Below are 12,558 nucleotides of genomic sequence, written 5' to 3'. Positions count from 1 at the left end.
AGAAACCTGTGATCTAGAAAGTGATTTTCGGGCTTACCTCATGAGATGTCGATTTTTTGACCTGCTCGCTCATCCACGTTAGCCATCAGGAGTCCGTGCCTTGACGCCGGAGAAGCACACAAGATACCTGAACGAAAGCCCCCTCAGTTCATTGTCATCATACGGTTGAAAATGATGCCTTCAGTCATTTACCACAGAACAACCAAGGGACGAGTCATTACGGCAAATTTCTGTCGTAACGATGTCAATATCGATCAGATACACCAGTGACTCCCAACCCCAGGGCGGACGGCCGAGGTTGTGATAAAGCAGACCCGTGGCAATTTCGTCTGCGCTGAAGCGTTCATGATGCTCGGCAAAATAAGCGGCCGCTTTGCCCAGCTCACGGCCGGTTAACAGCTCCGTCATGTGTCCGACACCGCTGTGATAGGTTTGCATAAGCAATCGGGCAAACAGCGCCTGCTGTTTATCGGCCGGTAAATGCCCAAAGCGCTGTTCAAAGACGGGTTGCAAATTACGGCGGATGAGCACATACAATCGGGCAGCGCAGTCAACCTGAGCCATACGGTGCCGGTAAAAACGGGCGTCCAGGCCGCAGTCGTCCAGTGCCTGGCGGCGCAGCTGAAGGATTCCAATCGCGTTATCAGCCGATTGCGCCTGCTTCACCGCACCGCTCTCCACCACAAGTTGCGCCATGAACTGCTCCAGGTGAATGCTTTCAAGCGGATCGTCAAAACCGGCTTGTCGGTGTTTCCAAACCTGGGTCACCAGTTCTGCCAACGACACCGGCTGCTCTACACTGCCAGCGGTCAAGCCATCCCAGGTGCCCCATAAGCGGTCCTCGGGCGAGGTGCCGAACAGCCGGGCCATGGCTAACGGGACATCCACATGTGGTTGGTCACACGCCAACGCAAAGGGATAGCCACGGCTCGATTCCGACCCGGGCAACCAGGTATCGACCCGGCCTTGCTCAACCAGCGTCTGACGGCGCTCATTCAGTTTTTCCTGAGTCTCGGCATCGGTTTCCGCATCCGACATCCAGCCCACAAAGCGCCCCCGATCATCAAACAGGATGTGACGATCAGGCTGCTCACAATAAGACTGCCCCATCAGTACCCATTGCCGAATCGTGGTCAGATTGTCGACCATACCTATGCTGTCGAGATAGGGCTGCTGCCGGATGATCGCTGTCCAGTCATCATTATCCGCTGACAAAGCGGCCGACAACAGACAGGTACAAAGCACGGCAAGGGTTCGGAACATGGGACCTCTATGGATTAAAGAGTATGGATCAGGCAGCGCGGCCCTCTGGGCGGAGTATAGTCAGTCTCTTCAGGCGACCTGAAGCCTCTTTACACGCCGCGAACGGCCGTGAACAGCGGATAGTAAATGATCTTTTTCCTGCCGAGCATGAATCGAACCCCGTTTTTTTGCTATGGTGCCAGCCAAAATCACGAATCTTGGAATCGAACATGTCTGAACGCCCTTCTTCTTTCGACAAAAACGATCTGATCGAATGTGGTCATGGTCGGATGTTTGGCCCCGGTAACGCCCAGTTGCCCGTCGATAACATGCTGATGATGGACCGCGTCACGCTGATTACCTCAGAAGGCGGTGAATACGGCAAAGGCATGATTCGGGCCGAACTGGACATCAATCCCGATCTCTGGTTCTTCCAATGCCATTTCCCGGGCGATCCGGTCATGCCGGGCTGTCTGGGCCTCGATGCCATGTGGCAGCTGGTTGGCTTTTATCTGGGCTGGCGCGGTAACCCGGGCAAAGGCCGGGCTTTAGGGGTTGGCGAACTGACGTTTAAAGGCCAGATCATGCCGGAGGCCAAAAAGGTCATCTACAAGCTGGAAATCAAACGCGTCATTGAAAGCCGACTGGTCATGGGCATTGCCGATGGCATTGTGGAGTGTGATGGCAAAGACATCTATTTCGCCAAAGACCTGAAAGTCGGTCTGTTCAAACCTGAACAAATGAAGTGAGGAAGCACATGAAACGAGTAGTCGTCACCGGAATGGGGATTGTGTCGTGCATCGGGAACGATGTAAAAGCGGTCACAGACTCACTGAAAAACGGGAAGTCCGGCATTTCTCACAATGCAAAATACGCCGAACTGGGCATGCGCAGCCACATCAGCGGTACGCCAGACATCGACCTGTCTGAGCACATTGACCGTAAAGCCATCCGCTTTATGGGCGATGCCGCCGGCTATGCCTATGTTTCCATGCAGCAGGCCATCGCAGACGCTGGTCTGACAGAAGATCAGGTCTCCAACATCCGCACCGGCATCGTGGCTGGTTCCGGAGGCGCCGACTCTGGCAGCCAGACCGAAGCCGCCAACATTCTGCTGGAAAAAGGTTTGAAGCGTGTTGGACCGTATCGCGTCACCCAAACCATGGGTTCAACTGTATCGGCCTGCCTGGCGACGCCGTTTAAGATTAAAGGTGTGAACTATTCCATCAGTTCCGCCTGTGCCACCAGTGCACACTGCATTGGTAACGCCATGGAACTGATTCAACTGGGTAAACAGGATGTTATGTTTGCCGGCGGTGGTGAAGCCGAGCACTGGACCATGAGCAGCCTGTTCGATGCGATGGGCGCCCTGTCGACCAAATACAACGACACACCCGAGAAGGCCAGCCGCGCCTATGACGCCGACCGTGATGGCTTCGTCATTGCCGGCGGCGGTGCCATGCTGGTTCTAGAAGAACTGGAACACGCTAAAGCGCGCGGAGCCAAAATCTACGGCGAACTGGTTGGCTATGGCGCCACCAGCGACGGTTACAACATGGTGGCCCCAAGCGGTGAAGGTGCGGTCCGTTGTATGCAGATGGCGATGGAAAACGTGAACGGCGACATCGACTACATCAACGCCCACGGCACCAGTACGCCAGCCGGCGATGTCACCGAGCTGAAAGCGGTGAAAGAAGTGTTCGGTGAAAAAATGCCACCGATTGCCTCGACCAAATCGTTGACCGGCCACAGCCTGGGCGCGACCGGCGCACAGGAAGCCATCTATTCACTGATCATGATGCAGGAAAACTTCATCGCGGCCAGCAAGAATGTCGACAACCTGGACCCGGAAGCGGGTGAAGCCAATGTAGTCACCGAGCGCGTAGACGACGTTCAACTGAACAACGTCATGTCCAATAGCTTCGGTTTTGGCGGGACCAACTCGACGTTGGTGTTTGCTCGTTATCAGGATTAATTATCCTCGACCGGGCTGTTAACTGTTAGCAGTTCGCAGCCCGGTCAAAGTCCTTCAAATCAGATAAATCCCATCCAATGCGATCATTTCGTTTTTGAGAACTGCGGCAGTTCAGCCAGGAGTTCTTGCAGTGTCATCGTAGGAAGACGAGCACAAAAATCGGCTTCTTGAGCGTCAATAAGTTTAGTTAGATCCGAATGCTCACTCACAAACGCCCGAAACGTTTCAATCTGAGCAACAGCTGCATCATTGTTGAGAATACTCTCTGGACGCGCTCGTACAATCGGCTTTTCTGCCTGCAAGTCAATCTCTTGAATAATGGGATATCTGGGCCACATGGAGCGTGACGTAGGCAAGCCACATAACCCTATGTAGTCGACACGGCTGATCGATAGCAACTGTCGATTTCCTATGTACTCCCAATAGCTACAATCGGCAGACAAAACCTCCAACTACCCATTCCTTACCATGGCTAAATACCCCTGATAACCACAGTTCCCACCCAACTTATCCAGTTGAAGAAAAGCTCCTTGATGATCACCCTGACTTAGAAATAAAGCCGACCGTATCAGAGGTGCCTTATCAGATTCAAAACTGAACTTATTGACTACCTGATCTTGATATCGAATAGCGACACTATGGTTCTGATGATCCGTTGAGATACTGATATCGCCATGAACAACACCGGACATCAACAGCAGTACAAACCAATATTTCTTCATTATTTCTCCTTGATAGGATCTAAATTTAAACGGAGTTCAAACTCTTGGAAGTACTTTATCAGAAGACCAAAATCGTCCATATAACTAAAAACGAACAACATTGATCTGATACCACCCGACTCACCATCCAAAGTTCATGGCCAACAGCTCCAATGGGCTTCAGAACCAGTGCCAAAAGTTAAGTAAAAAAAGACTCACGGTCTTCCAAAAACGTCTGCTGGTTAGTGGGAATATGAAAGCTCGGACTAATCACCCGTGTTATACTTCTTTTTTGATTTTCAAACTTCGGAGGTCGCCATAAACCGCCCAGCTATTTTCCAAGGCGACAGCCTGATTCTCTTTATCGTGAACGTCATTACGGCCATGGCCTACTCGTTTGTGTTGCCGATCATGAGTCTGTTCCTGATCCAAAACCTTAATGCACCACCGGCTATGATTGGTTTTTTTACCGTTACTACCGCCCTGCTCAGTCTGGTCACCAATCAGCAGGCGGGAAAGTTTGTCGACGCCGGCACCAACGCCAAAACCCTGCTTATCATTTCGCTGGTCGCGCTGGTCACCACCGGTCTGTTGTTTTCCATTTTTACTCATTTCTGGCAAGCCGTTCTGATCGGTGCTCCGATCTTTGCGCTGGGCAACACCAGCATTCCGATCCTGCTCAGCATGATCCGCCAACACGCAGATCAAAGCGGACTGCAAAGCACCAAGATAAATGCGCAAATGCGCTCGGGTGTGTCGCTGATGTGGATCATCGGCCCGGCCATGTCATTTTCCGTGGTGGGCTGGCTCGGGTTTTCCGCGACTTATCTGACAGCCTCTACGATCGCCTTCATTGCACTCGCCCTGACGTTTTTCAGGCTGCCCGACTACACCCGCCCCGTCACACAACGGACCACGAAGGAAACCGTACACGGGCCGGTGCCGATGCGTTTCTGGTTGTACAGTGGTGTCATCCTGTTCGGCAACCTGGCGAACGCGCTCTACATTACGGCCATGCCGTTGGTCATTACCGAGTCGCTTAACATGGCTGAGTCTTGGGTCGGGATACTGATGGGTATCACTGCGGCGCTGGAAATTCCGGCTATGTTGATGGCGCCCCGCTGGAGCGAACGCTTTGGTCGTGCGCGACTGGTGACGTTTGCATTTTTACTCGCGATCATTTTTTACGGTTGCCTGCTGTGGACCCAACACATTATTTTGTTAATGGTTTTACAGTTGCTCAATGGATTGTTTTTCGGCATCTTCGTCGGCTTGGGCATCAGTATTCTGCAAGACGAATTGCCGCAGCGAGTTGGATGGGCGTCTGCCTTCCATACCAATACCATGCGTATCGGATCCATGGCGGGTAGTTCAACCGCAGGCATTCTGGCTCAGTGGTTTGGTTTCCAGCAGGCGTTCGCCGGTTCGTTGATTTCTGCGTTGCTCGCCATTGTTCTGCTCATCATCATACGAAGTAAGGCTTTTCGACATGCTTATCCGTCCCTTTCAGAAACCTGATCAGCCGACCGTTATTTCGCTGTGGCACGACTGCGGCCTGGTTGTCCCCTGGAACAATCCGGAAAAAGACATCGACCGCAAACTTCGGGAACAACCTGAACTGTTTCTGGTCGCCGAACAGGACGGGGTTGTGGTCGGTACGCTGATGGGCGGTTACGAAGGGCACCGAGGCTGGATGAACTATCTCGGCGTTCGCCCTGACCTTCAGGGTGAAGGGATTGCACGGCAAATGATTACCTTTCTGGAACAGCGACTGCTGGAACGGGGGTGTCCGAAAGTCAATCTGCAGGTTCGCTCCACCAATACTCAGGTCATCGAGTTTTATCGTCAATTAGGGTATTCCGAAGATCATGCCATCGGTATGGGTAAGCGGTTGATCCCCGACAATTAGGGTCAGCTCCCCTCAGGCATCACCATTGCCAGGGCGGTTCATCGAGCATGCCCTGATCGACAACCTTGGTCGCACCAAACTCTTTTTCCAGCTCAATAGAGTGACAATGGTCGGCCTTGTTCAACGCAGCGATTAACCGACTTGCGTGCGACACCACCCACACCTGAGTCTCTTCAGACACCCGGGCGATCAGCCTCGCCAATGCTGGCAACAAATCGGGATGCAGGCTGGTTTCAGGTTCGTTCAGGATCATCAAACTGGGCGGCCGGGGAGACAGCAACGCGGCCATCAGTAACAGATACCTCAGGGTGCCGTCAGACAATTCGGCAGCGGTCAGCGGACGCAGCAACCCTTCCTGTTGGAAATACAAGGTGAAGCGTCCGTCGGCTTCGGAACCGACATGAATACTCGCTCCCGGAAACGCATCATTAATCGATCCATCGAGCAATGCTTTATCGCCGATTTCCATTATGGTTTGAATGGCGGCGGCGAGATCGTGTCCATCCTGACTTAAAACCGGCGTCCGGGTTCCCAATTGAGGTTGGCGTGCGGGCGCATCTTTGTCGGTCCGAAAATGATCATAGAAGCGCCATTGTCGAATAAACTCACGTAGCTGAAACACCTCCGGTGCCGATACCGGATCGGCAAGGGTGTCAAACAGGCTGGTAAAGCTGGGCGTATGCTCATGAATTACCCGCCATTGGCGACCGTCGCGAGCGCGAACCATCGGCCCCTTTCGCTCAACCAGGCTCGATGCCGGACGACACACGGAACCATGCCAGATCACTTCGCGTTTGATTTCCGGATCGAGAGAAAAAGCCGACGTCGATGGCACGGGCAAGCCTAGCGTAATGCTGTAGCTGAACGCATCGCTGGCAAAGCCGAGCTGAAGCTGCACCCGTGACTGCCTGGGTCCTCCCTGCACTTCGACTTCACGGGCCTTCATGCTCCGGGTCAGTTTTTCAGGGCCGGCCCAAAAAGTCGATTCCAGACCACCTTCTCGGGCCAGCGAATGCACGACGCCACCTCGTGCGGTTTCAGCCAATAGACGTAAGGATTTATACAGATTGGATTTGCCACTGCCATTAGGCCCGGTAATCACGGTCAACTGAGACAGGGGTGCTTTCAAGTCTAAGATGGAGCGATAGTTACGAATGGCAATGGCGGTGAGCATGCGCAGTCCTTACGACAAAAACAAACCATTCACGCCATTGGCGACAAACTGAATCGCCAGCGCCGCCAGTAAAACGCCCAGCAAACGCTGAATGATTTCATCGCCGGTCTGCCCCAATACTTTCCGAAGCTTTCCTGACAACACCGAGAGTAAAACTGTCACCAATAACACAATGACTGCGGCAACAATCACCATCACCTGATCCACCGTTTGCTCGCCATTGGCCATCAACAGAACGGTCAGGGTCAGCGTTCCCGGGCCGGCCATCAGTGGTATAGCCAAGGGGTACACGGTAATGTGACCAATGCGCACATCGTGTGGCGACTCGTGATGCAGGCTCTGATCTTCCGGCACTTTGGTGATCATCCGGAATGCGGTATTGAACAGCAGTATGCCGCCCGCAACACGCAAGGCATCCATAGAGATACCCAGCGCGGTCAGCAACCGTTCCCCGGCGATGGCAAACGACAGGATGATGCCGAGTGCAATCGCCATCGACTTGAGTATGGTTTTGGCTTTTTGCCGAGTCGATTGGCCGAGCGTCAGTGAATAGAAGATCAACGCACAACCAATCGGATCGATCACCACAAAATAGCTGGTCAGTGCGTTGAAGAAGAACGTGGTATTCATCACCATTCCAAAATGACTTTTCCGGATTGCCCGGAGCGCATGATATCAAAGCCCTGCTGATAGTCATCCACACTGAAATGATGGGTGATGATGGGGTTCAGATCGAGACCGGATTGAATCAGACCCGCCATCTTGTACCAGGTTTCAAACATTTCCCGGCCATAGATGCCTTTCAGCTCCAGGCCTTTAAAAATGATGTCGTTCCAGTCGATGCCCATCTGTTCGGGTGGAATGCCCAACAGTGCCACCTTACCGCCATGATTCATCGCTTTGAGCATGGAGCGAAAGGCGCTGGGTACGCCGGACATTTCCAAACCGACGTCAAACCCTTCGGCCATCCCCAGTTGCTGCATTACGTCTTCAAGCCGTTCTTGTGCCACATTGACCGTCCGGGTCGCGCCCATCTGGCTTGCCAGCCCTAAGCGGTAATCATTGACGTCGGTGATGACAATGTTTCGTGCCCCAACGTGCTTTGCAACGGATGCGGCCATGATGCCAATCGGCCCGGCACCGGTGATCAACACATCTTCGGCGACCAGGTTAAAACTCAATGCCGTATGGACGGCGTTACCAAACGGATCGAAAATCGACGCCATATCATCGGTGACTTCATCCGGCAGTTTGAAAGCATTAAAAGCCGGAATGACCAGATACTCGGCAAAGGCACCGGCCCGGTTCACGCCAACGCCTTGCGTATTACGACACAAATGGCGACGACCCGCGCGGCAGTTGCGGCAGTGACCACAGGTGATGTGCCCCTCACCGCTGACGCGATCCCCGACTTTAAAGCCCTGCACTTCCTGACCCATGCCGACGACTTCACCGGCGTATTCGTGACCGGTCACCAGACCCAAAGGCACGTTTTCCTGCGACCAGTGATCCCAGTTATAAATATGAACATCGGTGCCGCAGATCGCGGTCTTGCGGATCTTAATCAACAGGTCGTTATGACCGACCTCCGGTTCCGGCGCATCGGTCATCCAGATACCCGGTTCGGCCTTTAACTTCGCTAACGCTTTCATGCAATGACTCCAAATTCTTTACCCACTTCAATAAAGGCATCGATGACGGTATCCAGTTGCTCAGGCGTCATGGCCGCGTTCATCTGGGTGCGGATGCGCGCCTGCCCTTTTGGGACCACCGGATAGCTGAAGCCAATCACATAGACGCCTTTAGTCAACAATGCATCGGCCATTTTTGAAGCCAGGGAGGCATCGCCAATCATCACCGGAATGATGGCATGGTCTTTACCGGCCAAAGTGAACCCAGCGTCCGTCATGCGCTGTCGGAAATGCCGTGCATGAGACCAGAGCTGCTGACGCAGGGCATCGCCGTCACGGATCAGCTCTAACACCTTCAAACTGGCGGCCGCAATGCTTGGTGCCAGTGAGTTGGAAAACAGATAAGGTCGCGAACGCTGCCGCAACCAATCGACAATCGGCTGACGCGCGGCCGTATAACCACCACTGGCACCGCCCAGGGCTTTACCCAGGGTTCCGGTGATGATGTCCACCCGACCCAGCACATCGCAATACTCGTGGCTGCCACGTCCGTTTTCACCCATAAAACCAACCGCGTGACTGTCATCGACCATGACTAGGGCATCGTACTTATCCGCCAGGTCACAGATGCTTTTCAGGTCGGCAATGACACCATCCATCGAAAACACCCCATCGGTCACAATCAACCGGGTGCGCGCTGATTGAGCATCCTGCAGAGCCGCTTCCAGCTCGGCCATGTCGTTGTTCGCATAGCGGTAGCGTTTGGCTTTACACAGGCGCACACCGTCGATGATTGAGGCGTGGTTCAGGGCATCGGAGATTACGGCATCCTGCTCATCCAGCAGGGTTTCAAACAAACCACCATTGGCATCAAAACAACTGCTGTACAAAATGGTGTCGTCCATGTTCAGGAACTCGCTGAGCGCCTTTTCCAGTGATTTATGCACTCGTTGCGTGCCGCAGATAAAGCGAACCGATGCGGCACCGAATCCGTATTGATCCATACCGGCTTTGGCGGCCTCGATCATCTCCGGGTGATTCGCCAGACCAAGGTAGTTGTTGGCGCACAGATTGATCACATCGCCCGCCTGGGTATGAATATCCGGCCCCTGAGGTCCGTCAATCACACGCTCAGACTTAAACAGCCCTTCAGCTTTGAGCTCATCGAGCTGTTGAGGTAAACGGGTCAAAAGAGACTTAGACATGAAACCTTTCCATCAGATGCATAGACCTACAAGGGTCTGGTTGAACGTCCGGAAAATCAATGTTGACGGGCGAAAAAGGTGTTGAAAAAGGCGTCATGGAGCCTTTCCAGAGCAAAACACACGAACGAACACTGTTTTTGAGGCATTATTGGACCGGTTTAGCGAGGCCTTTTCATGAAACGAGTCACAAAAACGTGCAGCCTTGAACAGGATTTGAGAAACTAACTGCCATAACACGAGTGGCACGATCCACCCGGCAGGCCTTTACGATGGTCATTCCTAACCATCAACCGGCATGCACTATAATAAGTTGGCAGACCCCGGCGGCAGGAACCGCAGAGGTTCAGGATGCCATGACAGACAATCGAGGGAAGATATGAGTGAGTTACAAGACCAGTTAGAGGCACTTGAGAAGGCTATCGAAGACGCCGAAGCCGAAAAACGAGCCTTTGTGAAGGAAAACCCAAACGGTACCGGCGATAAAAAAGAACGGGTTCGGCTGTACGGCAAAGTCGAAGGTGCCCGCAAAGCCTTAAGAGACTTTAAACGAGCCAATCCGCAGTTGCTGTAAAACGGCCGGTTTGGCGACATCGGGGCCGGTACAACCGGTACCCGACAGTCAAGCCCCGCAACAATTCCATCCTCACCCCCCGCCTGTCATCGATAAACTTTCCAGCCATCGGTTATCAGCAACAGGCTTCCCATGACAACTCTATCGCTCTCTTCACTGCACACACCGACCGTCTCGGATAAATTGGAATGTCTGGTCACCAATGGTACCGGCAGTTTCGCCAGCCTGGCCATTCATGGCGGCTTATCGCGCAAGTTTCATGGGTTGTTGGTGCATTCGGTCGTCCCTCCGATGGACCGGATGATGACCTGGCACCATTGCGCCGAAACGCTCAATGGTGTGTCACTCGACAGCCGCCAATGGCTGACGGAAGAGCAAACCACCCATCGTGCCGGCGGTGAAAAACACCTGCTCAGCTTTCAGGCTCGCCCGATGCCGACCTGGGTGTACCAGGTGCACGGGTGCCAGTTAAAAAAGGAACTCTTCATGGTGCCGGGCCGGGCCTGCACGTTGCTGCGCTACACCCTGTTAGCGGCTCCCGATGAGACGGCAAACCTGACACTGCTGAACAGCGTGCACTTCCGGGCTGCTGAGGGGCATAAGGCGAGACTGACTGCAGACGATGTGAGTCAATGGCACTATTCGCCTGAGCACCGTTCGCTCAGTAACGATACGGTGCAACTGCGGTTCGGACTGCAAAGCACCGAAGCCAAACGAAACATCACCGAGCAATGGCTGCCGTTGGACACTGCGCAACAACAGCATCATCTGGTCTACCCACTGGAACGGGAAGATCAGGGATACGATCAGTTCGACGCGTCGCTGCCGGTCTATCAAGCCGACGTCACCCTCGGTGTTAACCAGAGCGTAACGCTTATCGGTACCCTGGAAGACACCTGGCCGAATGCCGAGCAAGCCTATCAACGAGCGCTCACCGAAGGGCGAACACGGATTTCAGACAACGACTTCTTCAACGACCTGACCACCAGTGCCCTGCAATTGGTGGCCGACCGGCAATCCGTTCAGGGAAAAACCTTGCTCGCGGGCTTTCCCTGGTTCGGAGATTGGGGCCGCGACACCATGATCGCCCTTGCCGGTACCACCTTGAGTACCGGGCAGCCCGACCTTGCCCGCAATATTCTGAAAACCTTTGCGCACTATCTCAACGGTGGCATGTTACCCAACAAGTTTCCCGACCGTGCTGGCGAACCGCTGAGGTACAACACCATCGATGCCACGCTGTGGTTCTTTCGGGCCATTCAACAGTATGCCGATCATACCGGTGATTGGGCGTTCATCCGCGACGTGCTGTATGACGACCTCAAAGACATCATCCGCCATCACCAGCGTGGCACTCGTTATGGTATTCATATGGACAGCGATGGGTTGATCAGTGGCGGCGATGCCGACACCCAATTGACCTGGATGGATGTTAAGTTTGACGGCTATGCCGTGACCCCACGCTATGGCAAAGCCGTTGAAATCAACGCTCTGTGGTACAACGCGCTGAACTTTCTGGCAGACTGCGCCGAGCACTTTCAAGAGGAATCTCAACCTTACCGGGAGCTCGCACAACGAGTGGAACAGAGCTTTCAGAATACCTTCTGGAATGCTCAAGCCGGTTGCTGTTATGACTACGTTGCCAACGGCCAACCTAACGACGATATCCGATGCAATCAGATCATTGCCGTCGCGCTGCCCTACTCACCGCTGACCACTTCACAACAGGCCGACGTCTTCCATTGCGTCTACGACAAGCTCTACACCCCGGTTGGGTTGCGCAGCCTGGCGGCCGATCACCCGGATTACAAAGGCCGCTACTACGGCGCTTTGTCAGACAGAGACCTCGCTTACCATCAGGGTACCGTTTGGGCATGGCCGATGGGATGTTTCATTGACGCAGCAATGAAGGTTACCGGTGATAAATCCTTAGCCGAACACTTACTGCGAGGTATGAAGCAACACTTTTACACCGAAGCAGGTCTCAACGGGATATCGGAAGTGTTTGATGGCGATGCCCCACACGCGGCCAGAGGGTGTTTCCAACAGGCTTGGAGCGTGGCCGAAACCTTACGGGTGGTAGCGGGTTACGATCTGAACGTTCCAGACTGAGATGGAAATTGAAAGTGCGGAGCGACTCGGACGAGAGC

At 53.7% G+C, this 12,558-nt stretch carries 13 protein-coding genes; 6 read left to right on the top strand and 7 right to left on the bottom strand.

Annotated features, from left to right (window positions below):
• Nucleotides 1-180: 180 nt before the first annotated feature.
• Entirely contained in the window at nt 181-1,263 is a 1,083-nt protein-coding gene (locus MED297_RS15940) for a hypothetical protein (RefSeq protein ID WP_008046694.1), read from the bottom strand.
• Between the two features lie 209 nt (nt 1,264-1,472).
• On the opposite strand from MED297_RS15940, the gene fabA reads away from it, so the two are divergent.
• Nucleotides 1,473-1,991 (top strand): bifunctional 3-hydroxydecanoyl-ACP dehydratase/trans-2-decenoyl-ACP isomerase, encoded by a 519-nt coding sequence (fabA, locus tag MED297_RS15935; RefSeq protein ID WP_008046691.1) that lies wholly within the window; start codon nt 1,473-1,475, stop codon nt 1,989-1,991.
• An 8-nt stretch (nt 1,992-1,999) separates the two neighbouring features.
• Nucleotides 2,000-3,217, top strand: coding sequence for a beta-ketoacyl-ACP synthase I (fabB, locus tag MED297_RS15930; RefSeq protein WP_008046689.1), 1,218 nt, complete (start codon nt 2,000-2,002; stop codon nt 3,215-3,217).
• A gap of 83 nt (nt 3,218-3,300) precedes the next feature.
• On the opposite strand, the gene MED297_RS15925 is transcribed toward fabB, so the two are convergent.
• On the bottom strand, nt 3,301-3,519 hold the full coding sequence (locus tag MED297_RS15925) for a hypothetical protein (protein WP_154650976.1): 219 nt from the start codon (nt 3,517-3,519) through the stop codon (nt 3,301-3,303).
• Between the two features lie 150 nt (nt 3,520-3,669).
• Nucleotides 3,670-3,939, bottom strand: coding sequence for a hypothetical protein (locus tag MED297_RS15920; RefSeq protein ID WP_008046687.1), 270 nt, complete (start codon nt 3,937-3,939; stop codon nt 3,670-3,672).
• A gap of 255 nt (nt 3,940-4,194) precedes the next feature.
• Between MED297_RS15920 and MED297_RS15915 the strand changes: the two genes are divergently transcribed.
• The gene (locus MED297_RS15915; RefSeq protein WP_008046684.1) at nt 4,195-5,436 is read left to right on the top strand and encodes a sugar efflux transporter; all 1,242 of its coding nucleotides are present in this window, start codon (nt 4,195-4,197) and stop codon (nt 5,434-5,436) included.
• Entirely contained in the window at nt 5,408-5,827 is a 420-nt protein-coding gene (locus MED297_RS15910; protein WP_008046683.1) for a GNAT family acetyltransferase, read from the top strand. The genes MED297_RS15915 and MED297_RS15910 overlap by 29 nt, the downstream gene beginning before the upstream one ends.
• Nucleotides 5,828-5,846: 19 nt before the next feature.
• On the opposite strand, the gene MED297_RS15905 is transcribed toward MED297_RS15910, so the two are convergent.
• From MED297_RS15905 to MED297_RS15890, 4 genes are read right to left on the bottom strand one after another with little or no spacing between them, the layout of a single operon-like run.
• Nucleotides 5,847-7,001 (bottom strand): AAA family ATPase, encoded by a 1,155-nt coding sequence (locus tag MED297_RS15905; protein ID WP_008046681.1) that lies wholly within the window; start codon nt 6,999-7,001, stop codon nt 5,847-5,849.
• A gap of 9 nt (nt 7,002-7,010) precedes the next feature.
• Nucleotides 7,011-7,631 carry a MarC family protein gene (locus MED297_RS15900; RefSeq protein ID WP_040557537.1) on the bottom strand — a complete coding sequence of 207 codons (621 nt, stop codon included), beginning with the start codon at nt 7,629-7,631 and terminating at the stop codon, nt 7,011-7,013.
• Entirely contained in the window at nt 7,631-8,653 is a 1,023-nt protein-coding gene (tdh, locus tag MED297_RS15895; RefSeq protein ID WP_008046669.1) for an L-threonine 3-dehydrogenase, read from the bottom strand. The genes MED297_RS15900 and tdh overlap by 1 nt, the downstream gene beginning before the upstream one ends.
• A complete protein-coding gene (locus tag MED297_RS15890; protein WP_008046667.1) occupies nt 8,650-9,837 on the bottom strand; it encodes a glycine C-acetyltransferase in 1,188 nt (395 codons plus the stop codon). Before MED297_RS15890 ends, tdh begins: the two co-directional genes overlap by 4 nt.
• A gap of 376 nt (nt 9,838-10,213) precedes the next feature.
• Here MED297_RS15890 and MED297_RS15885 point away from each other — a divergent pair, with 376 nt between their 5' ends.
• Nucleotides 10,214-10,408 carry a hypothetical protein gene (locus tag MED297_RS15885; RefSeq protein WP_008046666.1) on the top strand — a complete coding sequence of 65 codons (195 nt, stop codon included), beginning with the start codon at nt 10,214-10,216 and terminating at the stop codon, nt 10,406-10,408.
• A gap of 132 nt (nt 10,409-10,540) precedes the next feature.
• Nucleotides 10,541-12,520 carry an amylo-alpha-1,6-glucosidase gene (locus MED297_RS15880; RefSeq protein WP_008046665.1) on the top strand — a complete coding sequence of 660 codons (1,980 nt, stop codon included), beginning with the start codon at nt 10,541-10,543 and terminating at the stop codon, nt 12,518-12,520.
• Nucleotides 12,521-12,558: the final 38 nt, after the last annotated feature.

The sequence above is a fragment of the Reinekea blandensis MED297 genome (genome assembly GCF_000153185.1).
Taxonomy (GTDB): Bacteria; Pseudomonadota; Gammaproteobacteria; order Pseudomonadales; family Natronospirillaceae; genus Reinekea; species Reinekea blandensis.
The sequence above is the reverse complement of the archived record's forward strand: the minus strand, read 5'-3'. Positions and strand labels throughout refer to the sequence as shown.

Excerpts from the sequence above, each read along its gene's own strand:
- MED297_RS15940 (WP_008046694.1), bottom strand. The coding sequence starts at position 1,263 with ATGTTCCGAACCCTTGCCGTGCTTTGTACCTGTCTGTTGTCGGCCGCT.
- fabA (WP_008046691.1), top strand. The coding sequence starts at position 1,473 with ATGTCTGAACGCCCTTCTTCTTTCGACAAAAACGATCTGATCGAATGT.
- fabB (WP_008046689.1), top strand. The coding sequence starts at position 2,000 with ATGAAACGAGTAGTCGTCACCGGAATGGGGATTGTGTCGTGCATCGGG.
- MED297_RS15920 (WP_008046687.1), bottom strand. The coding sequence starts at position 3,939 with ATGAAGAAATATTGGTTTGTACTGCTGTTGATGTCCGGTGTTGTTCAT.
- MED297_RS15910 (WP_008046683.1), top strand. The coding sequence starts at position 5,408 with ATGCTTATCCGTCCCTTTCAGAAACCTGATCAGCCGACCGTTATTTCG.
- MED297_RS15905 (WP_008046681.1), bottom strand. The coding sequence starts at position 7,001 with ATGCTCACCGCCATTGCCATTCGTAACTATCGCTCCATCTTAGACTTG.
- MED297_RS15900 (WP_040557537.1), bottom strand. The coding sequence starts at position 7,631 with ATGAATACCACGTTCTTCTTCAACGCACTGACCAGCTATTTTGTGGTG.
- tdh (WP_008046669.1), bottom strand. The coding sequence starts at position 8,653 with ATGAAAGCGTTAGCGAAGTTAAAGGCCGAACCGGGTATCTGGATGACC.
- MED297_RS15890 (WP_008046667.1), bottom strand. The coding sequence starts at position 9,837 with ATGTCTAAGTCTCTTTTGACCCGTTTACCTCAACAGCTCGATGAGCTC.
- MED297_RS15885 (WP_008046666.1), top strand. The coding sequence starts at position 10,214 with ATGAGTGAGTTACAAGACCAGTTAGAGGCACTTGAGAAGGCTATCGAA.
- MED297_RS15880 (WP_008046665.1), top strand. The coding sequence starts at position 10,541 with ATGACAACTCTATCGCTCTCTTCACTGCACACACCGACCGTCTCGGAT.